This is a genomic window from Paenibacillus xanthanilyticus (assembly GCF_042682185.1).
In the GTDB taxonomy this organism is placed as follows: domain Bacteria; phylum Bacillota; class Bacilli; order Paenibacillales; family Paenibacillaceae; genus Paenibacillus_Z; species Paenibacillus_Z xanthanilyticus.
Genome location: NZ_JBHUHA010000001.1, coordinates 1,644,793 through 1,661,547, shown reverse-complemented (window position 1 = coordinate 1,661,547; position 16,755 = coordinate 1,644,793). Strand labels below are relative to the sequence as shown.

Here is a 16,755-nt window from a genome sequence, read left to right as displayed (position 1 = left end):
GATGTCGAAGGGGGAGCAAAAGGAGATATGCTCAAAAAACTAGAGCGACTATTTTTATATGGGGTGTTCATCGGTTACATGATGTTGTTAATCAAGATCTTTTTCTTATCGAGAGTTTCCGTTCTGGAGCTTTTTGATAGCCAAAGGACGATCGTGAGGTCGATCAATCTGATCCCATTTAACAGCATAAGCGAATATTTGATGGGCAGCTCTGAACGTGCAAAGAAATTCGCGTCTGCTAACGTGGCAGGCAATATCCTTATTTTTGTTCCGCTTGGTGGCTATTTGTCTTTATTTAAGAACCAAACAAGAGCCGTACATAATCTATTGTTCATCTGCCTGGCTAGTTTGGTCGTTGAAATCACGCAGTGGGGGTTAGGTATTGGAGCAGCGGACATTGACGATCTTCTACTGAACGGTTTAGGCGGATGGATGGGTATTCTGGGGTATAAGGCTTTGTTATTTCTACTCCGAGAGGAGAAGAGGGTACATACTGCGATTGCCGTACTATCTGCTATCGTGGTGTTGCCAGCGATCTATTATTACTTATTTATGATCAAAATGAGACTGTGAAAGTCTTCCTCTCCTGCAAGTGCAAGCACTTAGACCGACAGGGTATATGCCTGGCGGTCTTTTTTGATTGCAAGCGGCTTATCCAGGATGGAATCTAATTTTGGTGACATGGATTCAACCTCGGACAGTCGTCCGCGCCATTCTGGATTCCGATCATCCGGAGCGCCATTTGATCCCGATTGCCGCAGCCGGAGGCATGGTCCCTTGGCAGAGTCCGCGCAGCTCCATCTGCTCTCTATCTTCCTCGTCTTCCTGATTGGTGGCGGGTTAGTTGGGCTTATTAGTCTATATCTCGTGGCCTGGATCATTGCCTATACAGGGGATCGGCTAGGCGGACAAGGCACATCCTGGGAAATCCGCGTGGCGCTGGCGCGAGGCGGCTATGCGCCGCTGCTGGTGTCTGTCCTGCTATGGCCGCAATGGCTGTTCAGCCAAGAGACCATCGTCTTTAAGGCATTCACGCTTTTGTCGTTCGTGCTTGGCATCTGGCTGCTTGTCCTTGCTTTTGTCGCCGTAAGCGAGGTGCAGCAGTTGGGGTTTTGGAAAACGCTGCTTAACTTCGTGCTCATGCTGCTGGTCTTGAGCGGTTTCCTGCTTATCTTCGGTATTATCGTGACCGGGCTCCTGTCGTAAGAGAAGCGGGCCAAGATGTAGAGCTGGAATCAACCGGCACTATCTAAATATCCACTGCGCAAACTGATACAGTCCGCTCTTCCAAACCGGCCAGTCGTGGCCGCCCGCTTCCTCCAGCCATACATGGGGGACCTGCTTCTCCTTCAGATAAGCCGTTGTCCGCTCGCTCACGAAGAGGAGATTGTCCGCGTCGCCGCATGAAATCCACAGCAGGTGGATGTTCTTCGAAGCGGCCTCCGCGTCAGGGAGCAGCTGGTTCGGCTCAAGCGTATTGGGAGCAGGGGAGAAGGCGCCGATCCAGGCGAACCGGTCCAGATGGCGAAGACCGATATTGAGCGATTGGCCGCCACCCATGGATAGTCCGGCAATGGCACGGTTGTCGCGCTCCGTCAGGACGGGATAATTCGCTTCGATGTATGGAATAAGATCGAGCAGCAAGTCGTCCTCGAATGTCGTGAAAGCGGCAATTTTGTCCTCGGCGAAGAGATCGCCCTCGGCACGGTCGTTCGCCATGGCCCGCCCGTTCGGGAAGACCACGATGACATCGGCGAGTTTCTTCTCCGCGTACAGGTTATCGAGTATGAGCTGAGGACTTCCGTTATGAAACCACTCCCGTTCATCGCCGCCAATGCCGTGGAGCAAGTACAGGACGTTATACGACTTGTCGTTCGAGAAACCGGGCGGCGTATAGACGAGAGCTTGACGCGTGGTCCCGACGGTGGCGGACGGGTAGGTAATGGCGTCGATCTTTCCCCGTGCAAGATCCGGTTGTTCTTGATCGAACCCGGCAGGCGGAGGCGCGATGTTCCCCGCGGAAGCCGCTTCAATCGCGGCTTCCGTCGACTGCGCGGCAGTCGGTTGTTGTTCTTCAGACCATAATGAATTCATCAGGATCCCCCCAGCCGCAACGACGATGATGAATGCTGCGGCAATGATATAGATTCGCTTCTTCATGTCCAGAGCCCCGTACTACGATCGAAAGACAAGCTGCAGGAACGCGCGTACGCTATGGCGCCATACATGCCAGTCGTGACCGCCCGGACAGGTGTACAGATGGCTGTTGATGCCGATCTCGGACAGCCGCCGATGTTCGCGGACAATCGCCTGATGCCAGTCTTCCTGCTCGCCCATGGCTAGGAAGAACAGCTTCACCTTGCTGTTGAATACATCCGGTTGTTCGAACAATGCGCGATGATCGAACAGACTGACGGCTTTGTAGTCCAGCATTCCGCTGAATAGGCCGATCCAAGCGAAGTCGTCGAGATGCCGGAAGGTGGTCCGAAGGGTCTGGAAAGCCCCCATCGATAAGCCGGCCATGGCCCGGTGTTCGCGATCGGTCTTGACGCGGAAGCGGCTCTCGATGAACGGGATGCAGTCTTCCATCAGGACGGCATCAAAATCGCCGGGGAGGAAGCTGCTGAGCTCGCCATCCTGAAAAGCATAGCCGCTGTTCATGACGACGAGCATCTCCTCGCACTGCCCCGAAGCGATCAGATTGTCCAGGATGTAATTGATTTTGCCCTGCCAGATCCAGCCGGTCTCGTTCTCCCCGCCGCCATGCTGCAAATAGAGAACGGGGTAGGCGCGATCGGTCTGCCGGTCATAACCCGGCGGCGTATACACCCAGCAATTGCGCGTCCGTCCGGTGACGGACGATTCATACAATTCCATACGAATCGAGCCGTGCGGCACGGATTGAAGCAAATAGAAATCGCTTTCATCATCAGGGACTTCATAGAAGTTGATCGGTTGGAAACAGCCGTAGCCAAAAGGAGCCAAGACGTTCGTCGCTGTCACGCCGTCGACATAATAGTGATGATAGTGGAACCCGGCAGGGACGCCGGATAACGTTGCCGTCCAATAGCCGTTCCCGCAAGGCGACAGATCGTGACGCGGCCCGCCCAGATGAGCGACCTGGACCGATTGCGCATCCGGCGCGAAGTAATGGAACACGACATCGCCATTCTCCTTTACCAATACCCCGGGCTTTTCCTCCACATACGGAACCTTGCTCAGCTCCGAGTCGACCTGCGACCAATCCACCTTGCGGAGGATGGGATCAAAGAATAAAGCATGGGCTTGCAGGGCTTGGTTCAGATGCAAGTCGTGGCTCTTCAGCGTGGACATGAACGCTCCTCCTTTACTAAAACGTTTTAGCAAGATTAAGATAACGAATGGTTCCTGAATTTGTCAATCAAAAAAGCTGCTGTACGGATTGGCGTACAACAGCTCTTATGGGAAAACACGCTCGCTCTGCGATGAACCGAAGGATAGCGATAAGCCGCGTCATGGTGTCTGTGAGGTCCTACGGCAGAGGAGGACAGCTTTCTCGGAAGACGAAAGGCGTCTCGAACCGCTCGGCATGCGGCGCTTGAAGCTGGCCTTGCAGGATCCCCATCAGCAAATCGACGCAAGCGCTCGCCATATCTTCGACCGGCAGGATCAACGAGGTAAGCGCGGGAAGCGTGAAGCGCTCATGCTCGCTGTCTCCATACGTGATGATCTCCATCTCCTCGGGAATACGGACGCCGGCCCGATGCAAGACCGGAAGCGCGCCGACAGCCATAATCCCGTTCGGAAAGAATAGGGCGGTTGGCAGCTCGCTTGATTCCATGAGCGAGGAGGCGGCTTCTTGACCGCCAAGCATGGACATCTGCACCTGGAGGTTGAACGCATCCGCAAGTTCCAGACCAAGCTCCCGGGCACCGTCCATAAACCCCATTCTACGGCCGGTTATCGAGACGGACTGAACGTCGGGGGCGATCATGCCGACGCGCTTATGACCTTTGGCCGCGAACAACGCCGCCGTCTTGCGGCCTGCTTCCACATCATCGACGTAGACCGAGCTGTAGTTCGATAGCCGGCGGTTAAAGACGACGATCGGCGATCGAATGCGATTCTCCTCCAGAAACTGAATATCGGAATCGGATATCCCCGTCAAGATGACGCCATTAAACAACTCGCCGGCGGTCAGCAAATTAGTGGCATGCAATTCGGATTGGCGATAGGGCTGCACCATCACCTCGAATTCATGCTTGCCCAGCAGGCTGTTCTGAATGCCGACGAAGAAACGACCCAATAATTCGCTCGGGAAATCAGAGGCCCAAAAAACCGCTATCGTCGGCACGCTATCCGATCCGGATCTCCGCAATCGTCGGGCCGAAACATTCGGGCGGTAATCCAGCTCCCGTGCAGCTTGCAATATTTTCTCTTCCGTGGCGGGCGAGATGCGAAGCTCTTTGGCCCGGCCGTTCAATACGAGCGATACGGTGCCGACGGACACGCCGGCCAATTCCGCGATTTCCTTCTGACCTGCCATGAGAACCACTACCAATCTATCTAAACTCGTTCGAGCCCTTTTGAGCGCAAAAACACTACTAGCTAGTATACCATTTGCCGCACGGAAGAGACACGAAACCCGCTCGTTCGCGGTGTGCGGCTTGACTTTCAGAGCATTCATGCTTAACGTTGTTCACCCAACGACTACACTTAGTCCGGTCATGGATACATAGATCGACAGGTTGTTGCTCCATCATCCCTGCTATAAAATCTCATCTGTAAGCGCATTCAACAAAAAAGGCGGCTGCGCTTGCTAAGACAATCGCGAAGGAGATGGTGGATTGATGAAGAGGTTTGGCATGGCGATCAAGCTGTTGGTGCTCATGGTGTTGATGGCAGCGCCTCTGCTGAGCGCGGGTCCTGCCGAAGCGTGGACGGGCATGCCGATGTCCAAGCTGCGCGTGAGCGGCAATCAGCTGGTGAACGGCAGCGGGCAGCCCGTGCTGTTGAGCGGCTGGCACCAGCCGACAGGGGCGTATTGGACGTATCAGAACAGCAGCTATTATTTGAACCAGCATGGCGGAAATCGGCATGCCGCGATTTTGGCGTACTTGAAGGATATTACGGATACGTTCACGAGCACGTCGGCCAAGTACGGCAATAACCACGGCTGGTATATGAATCAGGTGCGCCTGTTCATCGACCGGGAAGACATGGGCGATGTCGCGGCGGGTACGTATAATTTCGCGGGCTTGCAGGCCGTCACGCAGAACGTGATCATCCCGTATATCGCCTATGCCAAGACGAAAGGGCTTTACGTGACGCTGGGTCTTGATTTCACCCTGCAGAATAATCAAGCGACCACGACAGCCAATCTGGAGAAATTCAATCAGATCTGGGGCTATCTCGCTTCGCAGCCGGCCATCAAGAGCGCGGACAACGTCATGTTCGAGCTCGTCAACGAGCCCGTGTTGTCGTATGCGAACGGCGGATGGGGCGGTAATCCGATCGAATCCGATTTCGTCGCTCATTGGAACGCGCTGCGGGATTTCCAGAACTCCATGATCGCCACCATTCGCGGCAAAGGCGCGGATAACGTGATCTGGGCGGCGGGACTTGGCTGGGATCAATATTATCAGCTGTGCGCCACCCATCCGCTCACGGATCCGCTGAACAATGTCGGCTATTCGGTCCACTGGTATCCGGGTTACGGCGCGAATGACAATTATTCGGTGCTGCAGCAGCAGTGGGACACCAATATTAAACCATGTGCCGACGCCTACCCGATCAACATTACGGAGACGACTTGGTTTAAATGGAAGTCGGGGGATTCCGAGTACTGGAAACTATTCGACGGCACGAATGCGGGCTTTGGCAAAAACACCAAAGCCATCTTCACGGCCGCGGGCAATGTCAGCATTGCCGTCCATATGAACGGATTCCTGCTCAATCCCGGCACGAGAAGCTCGTTCGCCGATCCGACGGCCGGCCTCATGTATGACGGCGACGCGTCGCGGGACGGCATGGCCCGCTTCATCTTCGAATGGTACTATGAACGCGCGCAGTTCAACCCATGGAACGGCGTATGGAACGGGATCACGTCCGGATCGACCTACAAGCTGATCAACCGCGCGTCGGGCAAAGCCATCGATGTACCGAGCGGCCAGAACACCAACGGCTTGCAGCTGCAACAGTGGACGGACAACAACGCAACCGCGCAGCGGTGGGTCGCGGATGATCTGGGCACCTACAACAATGTCTACCGGCTGCGCAGCGTCAGCTCCTCGGACAACAAGGTGATGGATGTGCGCAACGGGACGAAGAACAACGGGGAAGCGATTCAGCTCTGGTCGGATCTGAACAATGCCGCGCAGAAATTCAGACTGATCAAGCTGAGCAACGGCTATTGGAGTCTGATTAACGTGAACAGCAATAAGGCGGTAGAGGTCGCCGGATCCTCTACGGCGGACGGAGCGAAGCTCCAGCAGAACCTGTATCGCGGCGATCTGAACCAGCAGTGGCAGCTCGTGAAGATTGAATAGCGGCCTCGTAACCGTATAGGTCGTGTGAAGAACCCGCTCCCGCATGCCGGAGCGGGTTGTTCGCATCCGGCGAAGAAGCGAAAAGATCTAAAATTTATAGGGTAATCATCTAAAGGTTGTGGGATTGTGTCAACGGTTAGCAGGCGCTACACTGGATCGTGAAGATGATGGCAAGCACTCGGCGGAGGACCGCAATAAGACCTCAAGCCTATAGGAGGCAATAGATGATGAATCACGCACCGAAACCAAATGAGCCGCTCGTGACGCATATTTTCACGGCTGACCCTTCCGCGCACGTCTTCGAGGGCAAAATCTACATCTACCCGTCGCACGATCTGGATCACGATGGACCGGATAATGACAATGGAGATCAGTATGCGATGGAGGATTATCATATTCTATCCATGGATGATATCGATTCCCCTGTCGTCGACCATGGAGAAGCGCTGCATCTACGGGATATTCCGTGGGCTTCGAAGCAGCTGTGGGCGCCGGATGCGGCCTTCAAGAACAATACGTACTACCTGTTCTTCCCCGCGCGGGACCACGATGGCATCTTCCGGATTGGCGTCGCGACGAGCGCATCGCCGAGCGGGCCTTTCTCGCCGGAGCCTCATTACATCGAAGGAAGCTTCAGTATTGATCCGGCCGTATTCGTCGATGACGACGAGCAGGCTTACATGTATTTCGGCGGATTGTGGGGCGGCCAGTTGGAGAAATGGCAGACCGGAAGCTTCGTGCCGGATGCGGCTGGGCCGGACGTTGGCGCGCCCGCGCTCGGTCCGCGCGTCGCGCGATTAAGCGAGGATATGCGTCGTTTTCAGGAAGAACCGCTCGAGATTGCGATTGTGGACGAGGAGGGTCAGCCCATCTTGGCCGGCGACGAGGAGCGTCGTTATTTCGAGGGTCCATGGGTGCACAAATATAATGGCTGGTATTACTTATCCTACTCGACGGGGACGACGCATAAGCTCGTCTATGCGGTAAGTCGCAATCCGTTAGGGCCGTTCACCTTTAAAGGCACCATCCTGACGCCCGTCATTGGCTGGACAACGCATCACTCTATTGTAGAGTTCGAGAACAAGTGGTATCTCTTCTACCACGACTGCTCGCTCTCGGAGGGCGTCAACCATAAACGGTGCGTGAAGTTCACGGAACTCCGCTACAACGAGGACGGCACGATTCAAACCATCGACCCTTACGCGTCGGTCGAACCGGTCAAGTAAATATAATCGAATTGCACAAAAAGGAAGGCTTCCGAACATGGTTGCCTTTCTTTTGTTGTATAGGAAATTAAGATGTATTGGACTTGCTCATAAAGAAAGCGTGTCCGCAAAAGCTTGTCTACTGAAGCTTTGTCCGTCAGGACAAAAGCGTGCCCCGCTCAAGCACAATCGCCGACCGCGAACAAAAGTGGCAGCACGAAGAGGGAGTCCTGAGCGTTTTCTAAGGAAAACGCACTTCGGAAGCATACGCTTGGGCAAAGCCCTTTGGAGCCTCCTCGGCGGAGGAGGTGGGAGGAGGGAGCAACAAAAGTGGGATTAAAGGGGCAGAGCCCTCTTAACCTGACAGCATTGCAGCGGAAGGGAAAGGGGGAAGGAGTGTACGCCGCGAAGAAGGAGATTCGGAAGACGAATCGTATTTTAAGTAAAGAACGGGTAACGAAACAAAGAGATGTGTATTGTGCGGCAACACCGCAGCTTCCATAATGAAAGCATAAAGCCTGCGGATATCATTCATCTGAAATGGGGTTAACCTGTTGCGGTATCCTGTCAAGAAGAAGGTCAAGCTCATGCTTGCGGCCTGTTTGTCCGTGCAGCTGCTGGCTGCATGCGACGATAACGGCACGGCGGAAGAAGAGCAAGAGATTGCGTATCCGGAAGCGGGGCTTAGCAAGTACGATCCGCCGATCGAGCTAACGTTCGTCAGAGAGGGAGAAGACGAATTAATGAAGGCGCTGCCAGGCGAGACGATCTCGGATAATAGATGGACACGGCTCTATGAAGAGGCGCTTGGCATCAAGATCAAATATGATTGGATCGAACAGGGCGATCTGTATCGACAAAAGCTGGGCGTCGCCATAGCCTCGGGGAATATCCCGGATGTGGTCAAGGTGAATGCGGAGCAGCTGCGAACGCTCACCAACCAGGGCATGATTCAAGAGCTGACCGACGTGTTCGATACCCACGCCACGCCGCTGACGAAGAAGGTGCTGAGCGAGGAGGGAACGGGACCGTTCGATTCGGCGACGATCGACGGCAAACTGATGGCCATTCCGGACACGAGCTCTTCGATCGAAGGGGCGATGTTTCTTTGGATTCGCACGGATTGGTTGAATCGGCTCGGCTTACAGCCGCCTCAAACGATCGATGACGTGTTGGCGATTTCGAAAGCGTTTACAGAAAACGACCCGGATCAAAACGGCGTGGACGATACGTACGGTATCGCATTGACGCAATATTTGTGGGATCCCGTAATGGGGCTCGGCGGGTTCATGGCCGGCTTCGGCGCGGCGCCTACGATGTGGATCAAGGACGCATCCGGCCAACTGGTCTACGGCGGGATTCAGCCCGAGGTGAAATCGGCGTTGAAGGCGCTGCAGGAGATGTACCGGGGCGGTCAAATCGACGGCGATTTCGGCTTTAAGGACGGCGAGCAGGAAGGAAACTTAATCGCATCCGGCAAGATCGGCATGTTCTACGGCGTGCAGTGGGGGTCGTTCGTCGCGCAGTCCAGCCGCAATAACGGCGAGATCGCGGCCGAGTGGCAAGCATTCCCCATCGTCTCGGTTTCCGGCGAGAAACCGAAGGTCCCGCTGCCGTTCAGCACCTATCAGTATTTGGCGGTCAAGAAAGGCTACGAGCACCCGGAAGCGCTCGTGAAGCTCATGAATTTGCATCTGGAGAAGAATTGGGGCAAAACGGCCGAATACGAAACCTATTACAGCACGCCGCAGCCGGTCTGGAAGCTGTCGCCCGTTACGCCCTATCCGCTCATGAAGAATGTGGAGGCTTTCCGCCAAGTGGAGGTCGCGCGCCGGACGGGAGATACCTCCCTATTGAAGGATGAAGCCAAAGCGATCTACAAAAACATCGAAATCTATAAGGCCGGAGGCGCGGACCGCGAGTCCGGCTGGGGCTGGGAACGGACGTATGGTCCGGACGGCGCCTTCGCGGTGTTGGAACAATACATCAAGCACGACCAGTTGTCTTACGAAAGCTTCACCGGCCCGCCGACGGCAACGGTCATCGAGAAAGAAACAGTGCTTCGCAATCTTCAAATCGAAGCGTATCGCAATATCATTCTTGGCCGGCCCATCGACGAGTTCGACCGGTTCGCGGCGGAATGGCGCAAGCTCGGGGGCGATCAAATGACGGCGGAAGTCAATCAGGCGATGGCAAGCCGCAAACCTTGAATGACTAAATCTCGTACAGGCATCAAGCAGCAACGGAGGCGTTTACTTGCTCAGATTCCCCGTTAATTCGTTCCGCAATACGATTTTCATCCGGTTAGTGCTAACCTACTTAATTGTCATCCTGCCGATCATCCTCTTAGGCGTGTACTTGTACAACTGGAGCTACAAGAATGCAAGCCAGGAGATCTCGCGGGCAACGCTGATGCAGCTGAATTATTATTTGGAGGACGTCAACCGCGAGATCGAGTGGCTGGAGATCCAGCAGTATGATCTGCTGCAGGACAATGACTTGAACAAGCTCGCTATTACATGGGAGATGATGGACAGCATCGAAAAAACGTCGGGCATGAATTACTTGAAGCACCGGCTAGCCTCCATCAAGAATAGCTCCCCATATATCAAGGACGTGTACATTCATCTGCAGACGATTCGGAAGACGGTCTCGGCTGCCCGCGACGTGAATGATTTTGACAAGGAGAGCTTCCGGCATCTGAAGAGCGCGCTGGACCGGAAGGCAAGCCGGCTGCTGGTCTGGAAGAACGCGCTGCATCTAAGCGCGGCGAAAGACAGCGGCAAGCGCGATAAGGATCCGCTCTTCATCGTGCACATCGAGCTGGACCCGGAGAAGCTGAAGCAATCGCTCGCGCAGCTCAACACCTATCCGGAAAGCGGATCGTTCCTCCTCGTCGACCATGCCGGCTATACGCTCGCAAGCGATCGGCAGGCAGAGACGCTGATGCGGCAATATCCGAAGGCCGTGGAGGATAGCAAGGCCAGTACGACATTGCTGGATCTGGAGGAAGGCGTCTATCACTTTAACCGGGCTTACTCCGAGAAATTAGGCGTATCCATCGTCACCTTCCTGCCGGAGGAAACCGTCGGCAGGCCGCTCGGCAAATTCGAGATTTGGGCTTGGTTATTCGCCATTATGTCCTTCGTGGCGATCGTCATCTATGCGTATTCGACGTATCGATTCGTACATAAGCCGCTGCTGGTTCTCGTTCAAAGCTTTAGACGAATGGAAGGAGGTGCATTGGATATTCCGATCGAGCATGAACAAGAAGATGAATTCGGCTATTTGTATCATCGCTTCAACCATATGCTGAAGAAACTGCAGGCGCTGATCGATCAGGATTTCAAGCAGAAGCTGATGATGCAGAAGGCAGAGCTCAAGCAGCTGCAGTCGCAAATCAATCCGCACTTCCTATACAACAGCTTCTTCATTCTCAATTCCTTGGCCAGAACGGGAGATACGGACCGAATCGAGCTGTTCACGAATATGCTTGGCGAATATTTCCGGTTCATCACGCGCAATAGCGAGGATCATGTCTCGATGTCCGAGGAAGTCAAGCATTCCCGGATGTATACCGATATTCAAACGCTGCGGTTCTCCAGGCGGATCAAGGTCCAATTCGACGAGCTGCCGGCCGACATGGCGAACATCCGGGTGCCGCGTCTCATTATTCAGCCGATTATCGAGAACGCCTACGAGCATAGCCTCGAGAAAATGGATGGCGAAGGCCTGCTTCGCGTCACCTTCGAGCAGGACGAAGCGGAAGCGCGCATTATCGTGGAGAATAACGGAGCCGTTATCGACGACGACCGGCTCGATACGTTGAGCAAGCGGCTGTCCAGCACGTCGGAATCGTTCGAGATGACGGGCATGATGAACATTCACAGGCGCATCGCGTTAACCTACGGCGAGGAGAGCGGGCTGTTTCTCTCCCGAAGCGAGCTTAAGGGACTCAAGGTCATCATTCGGATCAAGACAAAGGAGGGAGAGCGGATTGCTTAGGCTGCTCATCGTGGATGACGAAGATATCATTACGGATGGACTGTTCGAGGTGTTCCACCAATTAATGCCGGACAAACTGGACGTCTGCAAGGCCTACTCCGGCAAAGAAGCGCTCCAGTGGCTCCAGCGGACCCGGATCGATATCGTGCTGACGGACATTAGCATGCCGGGCATGAGCGGCCTGGAGTTGTCCGAGGAAATCCGAACGTACTGGCCAAGGTGCAAGATCGTCTTCCTGACCGGCTACAGCGAGTTCGATTACGCCTATCAAGCGATCCAAATGCAGAACGCCCGGTACTTGCTCAAGACGGAAGGCTACGGCAAAGTGACGGAGGTCGTGCAGGAGGTGATCAGGGAGATTCACCACAGCACCCAGATAAGCGCGTTAGTCGAGCAGTCGTTGGAGCAGCGGTACGCGCTTGAATTCGCGGCGCAAGGCGACTATATCCGCCATCTGCTTCAGGAGAGCCCTGTGCTTTGCCGAGACCGCGATGTGCTCGTAAGCGATTTTCGCAAGCTGAATATGCCCTTGGATCCGGCCATTCCGGTCGTGCTGGTCAGCGCACAGCTGGCCTATCCGGAAGGGACGACCTATACCGAGCGCAGCGAGCTGGTCAACCAGGCGAGAATGACCTGGAATTCGTATATTACGGGGCAGACCCGACATATCGGAATCGTCGATAAGCACGGGGAGTTATTGTGGCTGCTGCAGCCTTCCGAGGAAGCGGAAGAGAAGTTCTACGGCCACCTGATCCGTTATTTGCAAGGAACGCTCGAGCTGATCTCCGAGACGTGCTTAGAATCGCTGAATTTGACGATTACCTTCATCATCGGCAGCGCTGCCTGCGAATGGGAGGGGATCACCAAGCAGGCCGAACGCCTTCGCCAACTGCAGCAGATGAAGCTGGCCGACGGACTGCCGCTCATTACGACCGATCGGATCGAACAAGAGGTACCTTCCGAACAGAAGGAAACCGGCCGGATTGCCCAGAAGGCGGAGGTGCTGGCGGCGCATCTGGAAGCCGGCAAGCGAGAGCGATTCTACGAAAGTCTGGCGGATATGACAGGCTGCATGCTCCATCCCTGCTCGAATGTACAGCGAACGGTAGAAGCCTATTATTCGATTGCGCTCGTGCTGCTCTCCGCGATCAACCGCTCCGGGCTGCAAGAGCAATTCGGGGATTACGGGAAGCTGATGCGTCTGGATGAGCATCCGTCCTTGAAGGAAGGCATTCAATATTTGCATCACATCGCGGATCGCCTGTTCGACTTCAAGCATCAAGACGAAGCCGAAAAAGCGTCCTCGGTGATCGACCGGATCTGCCAATATATCGAAGCGCATTTGAGCGAGGATCTATCCCTGGTTCGGCTGGCCGAAATCAATTACTTCAACCCGTCCTACCTATCCCGGTTCTTTAAACAGGAGAAGGGCGTCAACTTATCGGAGTATATCGATCAATGCCGGCTTCGCCAAGCGAAGGAGCTGCTCAAGGCAAGCGAGCTGAAGGTGCGCGAAGTGTCCGCCTTCGTCGGCTATGAAGCCGCGCATTCCTTCACGCGATTCTTCAAGAAGGCGACCGGGATGACACCGCAGGAATATCGGGATTCCTACCAGACGGTCTAGATTCCACAGATTATTTTGATGAACGAGCACGAGGAAGCCCAGCTTCCTGTACATAAAACCAAGTTTTCGTATTTTAATACATACAATTAGATGCGATTCCTTTTCAGACGATGGGAACATGGCGCATCTATAAGGAGGAGTTTATCCATGACTCAAGCCAATCCGACCCCATTCACGACGGCGGTGGGCAAAATCCCGCCCGCCGGCAACCCGCTGGTTGCCCACAAATTCGGTGCAGACCCCTATGCTTTGGTCTTCGACGGACGCGTCTATCTGTATATGACGAACGATGTGCTGGAATATGATGCCGACGGCAACGTGAAGGACAATACCTACGGCAATATCAACAAAATCGGCGTTATTTCCTCCGACGACTTGATGAACTGGACGGATCACGGCAACATCGTCGCAGCCGGACCGGAAGGGGCGGCGCAATGGGCGACGCAATCGTGGGCGCCGGCGGCGGCCCACAAGGTGATCGACGGCAAGGACCGCTTCTTCCTGTACTTCGCCAACAATGCGAGCGGCATCGGCGTGCTGACGAGCGACAGCCCAACCGGCCCATGGGTCGACCCGCTCGGCGAAGCGTTAATCTTAAGATCAACGCCGGGCGTCGAAGAGGTGACGTGGCTGTTTGATCCTGCCGTTCTGGTGGATGACGATGGCAGCGCCTATATCTACTTCGGTGGCGGGGTGCCCAAAGGCAAGGACGAGTGGCCCGATACGGCGCGCGTCATGCGGCTGGGCGACGATATGATTAGCGTGGTCGGCGAGGCCGTTCCGATTCCGGCTCCTTATATGTTCGAGGATGCGGGAATCAATAAAGTCGGAGGGACTTACTACTACACGTACTGCTCGAATTTCTTCACAGGAGAGCGTACGGCAGGCAGTCCGCCCGCTGGCGAAATCGCGTACATGACGAGCGATAATCCGATGGGTCCTTGGACGTACCACGGCTCGATCCTCAAGAATCCGGAGCACTTCTTCGGCGTCGGCGGCAACAATCACCATGCCATTTTCGCGTTCCGCGATGCTTGGTATATCGCCTATCATGCCCAGACGTTATCGAAGGCGCTCGGCGTATCGAACGGCTATCGTTCGACGCACCTGAACCAAGTTGTATTTCGAGACGGCGCGATTCTGGAGATTCGAGCGGATTATGACGGCGTCGGGCAGGTGAAGGATTTCGATCCGTACGTCCGCACAGCGGCGGCGACGATGGCCTGGAGCGCCGGCGTAACGGCAGCAACGCTTGTGAGCAACGAAGACCCGTCGGGTTCCGTGGTGGCCTTGACCGATATTGACCACGGCGACTGGATCGCGTTATCGCGCGTGAATTTCGGCGAGGCGGGCGCCTCCTCGTTCCAAGCTTCCTACCTAGCCGAAGCGGGTGGCGCGATCGAGCTTCGTCTGGATCAAGCGGATGGCGAGCTGATCGGCACGCTGCGCGTACCGTCCGCGAGCGAAGCGGCGTGGACGGAAGCGAAGACGCAAGTGGCAGGCGCGCAAGGCGTACGAGACTTGTACCTGGTGTTCAAAGGGGAGCCGGGCGCGAAGCTGTTCAAGCTGGGCTATTGGCAGTTTGGCGAGTAAGGCGATGTCAAGGAGTGAACGAACGATGAACAATACGGCGAACGAAGCTAGCAGAACCGTCATCCGGAATCCGGTCTTATGGGCGGATGTTCCGGACCCCAGCGTCATCCGGGTAGGAACAGCCTATTATATGGTAAGCACGAGCATGCATTCGATGCCCGGCTGCCCGATCATGAAGTCGGAGAACCTCATGGACTGGGAGATTGTCAATTACGTCTACGAGACGCTTGAGGACAACGATGCCTATAACCTGCGCAATGGCCAATACGTCTATGGCAAAGGCGCGTGGGCCGCGAGTCTGCGCGAACATGAGGGTGTGTTCTATGTGTGTTTCTCCAGTCTCGATATGAACCGGTTCTATGTATACCGGACAACCGATATCGAGCATGGACAATGGGAGCGCTCCGTCATTTTCGGTATCCACCATGATCCGAGCCTGTTATTCGATGAGGGCCGTGTGTTCGTGTTCCATGGCAATGGCAATATCCGCATTGTGGAGCTAACGGCGGACGCCACCGAGTTGAAGAAAGATGGCATTAACCAGCAGCTGCTGGAGACGGAACGGGACGGCATCGGTCTTCGCTGCGAGGGCTGCCATGCTTATAAGCGGAACGGCTACTATTATCTATTCTTTATTGAGTGGCCCAGGACCGGGAATGGCCGGCGCAGACAGATCTGTTATCGTTCCAGGGCGCTTCTGGGTCCTTATGAACGCAAAGTGGTGCTCGATGATGATCTGGGCTATTTCAACAATGGCGTCGCGCAAGGCGGAATCGTGGATGGGCCGGACGATAGTTGGTATGCGGTGCTGTTTCAGGATCATGGCGCGGTCGGGCGAATTCCATGCGTCGTCCCCGTGTCGTGGATCGAGGATTGGCCGGTCTTCGGACGGGACGGCGCGGTGCCGGAGGCGTTCGAAGCGGCACTGCCAAGCGCTGGCGCCAAGCCGATCGTCATTAGCGATGAATTCGAGTATGACGACAACAAATTGGCGTTGAATTGGCAGTGGAATCACAATCCCGACAATCGGCTCTGGTCCGTGACGGCAAGACCGGGGTGGCTGCGCCTGATGACCGGGAGCCAAGCGAGCAGCGTGCTCTTCGCCCGCAATACGTTAACCCAGCGCACGGAAGGACCGGCATGCAGCGGGTGTACGCTGATGGATTTCTCCCGAATGAAGCCAGGCGACTACGCCGGGTTGGTTGCGATGCAGAATCGGTTCGGTACGGTCGGGATCCGGATCGCGGCAAACGGCGACCCTTATGTGGAGATGTGCGTCAACCGTGGCGACGGCGGCGAGGAAACGACGGAGCAGGTTCGCTTTGCGGGGAAGCGGATTTATTTGAAGATCGACTTTAATTTCCGACATAGCACCGACATTGCCCTATTCTACTATTCCATGGATGGCGCGGCATGGATTCAGATCGGAGATCCGCTGGAGATGAAATACACGCTCGATCACTTTATGGGCTACCGGATCGGCCTGTTTAACTATGCGTCGGTCCATAGCGGAGGATATGCAGATTTCGATTACTTCCGTTATGGCAGAGAAGGATAGCCGTATTCGTATTTAGCGACAAGCAAGACATAGAGAAGCCGATGCAAAGAGGCTTCTCTTTTTGTCTTATAAAAAACAGTTATATAAGTTGAACACGGGAAATGAACAAAAGTGCGGAGCAAGAGAGATGAGCCTGAAGAAGCGGTAGCGCTCGCCTTTGTTCACGGATATCCACCTTGTCATATTCCAGTTAAAGATATCCGTGAACAACAGCGATCGTAAGGCCATCACTCTTGCGGAGCC

12 protein-coding genes are annotated in these 16,755 nt (G+C 55.0%); 9 read left to right on the top strand and 3 right to left on the bottom strand.

The genetic code is table 11. The annotated features are described in order from the left end of the window. Positions 1-27: 27 nt before the first annotated feature. Both ACFSKT_RS06695 and ACFSKT_RS06690 read left to right on the top strand, forming a co-directional pair. Positions 28-573: a VanZ family protein gene (locus tag ACFSKT_RS06695; RefSeq protein ID WP_377716771.1), complete on the top strand. Its 546-nt coding sequence runs from the start codon at positions 28-30 to the stop codon at positions 571-573. 204 nt (positions 574-777) lie between these two features. After that, positions 778-1,206, top strand: a complete 429-nt coding sequence (locus ACFSKT_RS06690; RefSeq protein ID WP_377716769.1) for a hypothetical protein — start codon at positions 778-780, stop codon at positions 1,204-1,206. Between the two features lie 39 nt (positions 1,207-1,245). Here the strand turns inward: ACFSKT_RS06690 and ACFSKT_RS06685 are convergent, their stop codons facing one another. The 3 genes from ACFSKT_RS06685 to ACFSKT_RS06675 all read right to left on the bottom strand — a co-directional run bounded on the left by ACFSKT_RS06685 (position 1,246) and on the right by ACFSKT_RS06675 (position 4,525). Beyond that, positions 1,246-2,160 (bottom strand): alpha/beta hydrolase, encoded by a 915-nt coding sequence (locus ACFSKT_RS06685; RefSeq protein ID WP_377716767.1) that lies wholly within the window; start codon positions 2,158-2,160, stop codon positions 1,246-1,248. A 15-nt stretch (positions 2,161-2,175) separates the two neighbouring features. Beyond that, positions 2,176-3,333 (bottom strand): alpha/beta hydrolase-fold protein, encoded by a 1,158-nt coding sequence (locus ACFSKT_RS06680; RefSeq protein WP_377716765.1) that lies wholly within the window; start codon positions 3,331-3,333, stop codon positions 2,176-2,178. A gap of 178 nt (positions 3,334-3,511) precedes the next feature. Further along, a complete protein-coding gene (locus ACFSKT_RS06675; RefSeq protein ID WP_377716763.1) occupies positions 3,512-4,525 on the bottom strand; it encodes a LacI family DNA-binding transcriptional regulator in 1,014 nt (337 codons plus the stop codon). Positions 4,526-4,829: 304 nt separating this feature from the next. Between ACFSKT_RS06675 and ACFSKT_RS06670 the strand changes: the two genes are divergently transcribed. The 7 genes from ACFSKT_RS06670 to ACFSKT_RS06640 all read left to right on the top strand — a co-directional run bounded on the left by ACFSKT_RS06670 (position 4,830) and on the right by ACFSKT_RS06640 (position 16,512). Next, complete coding sequence (locus tag ACFSKT_RS06670) at positions 4,830-6,527, top strand: RICIN domain-containing protein (RefSeq protein WP_377716795.1); 1,698 nt, start codon at positions 4,830-4,832, stop codon at positions 6,525-6,527. Between the two features lie 227 nt (positions 6,528-6,754). Beyond that, positions 6,755-7,753: a glycoside hydrolase family 43 protein gene (locus ACFSKT_RS06665; RefSeq protein WP_377716793.1), complete on the top strand. Its 999-nt coding sequence runs from the start codon at positions 6,755-6,757 to the stop codon at positions 7,751-7,753. Positions 7,754-8,319: 566 nt separating this feature from the next. Then, on the top strand, positions 8,320-9,942 hold the full coding sequence (locus ACFSKT_RS06660; protein ID WP_377716791.1) for an extracellular solute-binding protein: 1,623 nt from the start codon (positions 8,320-8,322) through the stop codon (positions 9,940-9,942). A gap of 46 nt (positions 9,943-9,988) precedes the next feature. Then, positions 9,989-11,737: a sensor histidine kinase gene (locus ACFSKT_RS06655; RefSeq protein WP_377716761.1), complete on the top strand. Its 1,749-nt coding sequence runs from the start codon at positions 9,989-9,991 to the stop codon at positions 11,735-11,737. Next, positions 11,730-13,361 (top strand): response regulator transcription factor, encoded by a 1,632-nt coding sequence (locus tag ACFSKT_RS06650; protein ID WP_377716759.1) that lies wholly within the window; start codon positions 11,730-11,732, stop codon positions 13,359-13,361. Before ACFSKT_RS06655 ends, ACFSKT_RS06650 begins: the two co-directional genes overlap by 8 nt. A 147-nt stretch (positions 13,362-13,508) precedes the next feature. Then, the gene (locus ACFSKT_RS06645; RefSeq protein WP_377716757.1) at positions 13,509-14,954 is read left to right on the top strand and encodes a glycoside hydrolase family 43 protein; all 1,446 of its coding nucleotides are present in this window, start codon (positions 13,509-13,511) and stop codon (positions 14,952-14,954) included. Positions 14,955-14,979: 25 nt separating this feature from the next. Next, positions 14,980-16,512, top strand: coding sequence for a glycoside hydrolase family 43 protein (locus tag ACFSKT_RS06640; RefSeq protein WP_377716755.1), 1,533 nt, complete (start codon positions 14,980-14,982; stop codon positions 16,510-16,512). Positions 16,513-16,755: the final 243 nt, after the last annotated feature.

Excerpts from the sequence above, each read along its gene's own strand:
- ACFSKT_RS06695 (WP_377716771.1), top strand. The coding sequence starts at position 28 with ATGCTCAAAAAACTAGAGCGACTATTTTTATATGGGGTGTTCATCGGT.
- ACFSKT_RS06665 (WP_377716793.1), top strand. The coding sequence starts at position 6,755 with ATGAATCACGCACCGAAACCAAATGAGCCGCTCGTGACGCATATTTTC.
- ACFSKT_RS06670 (WP_377716795.1), top strand. The coding sequence starts at position 4,830 with ATGAAGAGGTTTGGCATGGCGATCAAGCTGTTGGTGCTCATGGTGTTG.
- ACFSKT_RS06680 (WP_377716765.1), bottom strand. The coding sequence starts at position 3,333 with ATGTCCACGCTGAAGAGCCACGACTTGCATCTGAACCAAGCCCTGCAA.
- ACFSKT_RS06645 (WP_377716757.1), top strand. The coding sequence starts at position 13,509 with ATGACTCAAGCCAATCCGACCCCATTCACGACGGCGGTGGGCAAAATC.
- ACFSKT_RS06675 (WP_377716763.1), bottom strand. The coding sequence starts at position 4,525 with ATGGCAGGTCAGAAGGAAATCGCGGAATTGGCCGGCGTGTCCGTCGGC.
- ACFSKT_RS06640 (WP_377716755.1), top strand. The coding sequence starts at position 14,980 with ATGAACAATACGGCGAACGAAGCTAGCAGAACCGTCATCCGGAATCCG.
- ACFSKT_RS06685 (WP_377716767.1), bottom strand. The coding sequence starts at position 2,160 with ATGAAGAAGCGAATCTATATCATTGCCGCAGCATTCATCATCGTCGTT.
- ACFSKT_RS06660 (WP_377716791.1), top strand. The coding sequence starts at position 8,320 with ATGCTTGCGGCCTGTTTGTCCGTGCAGCTGCTGGCTGCATGCGACGAT.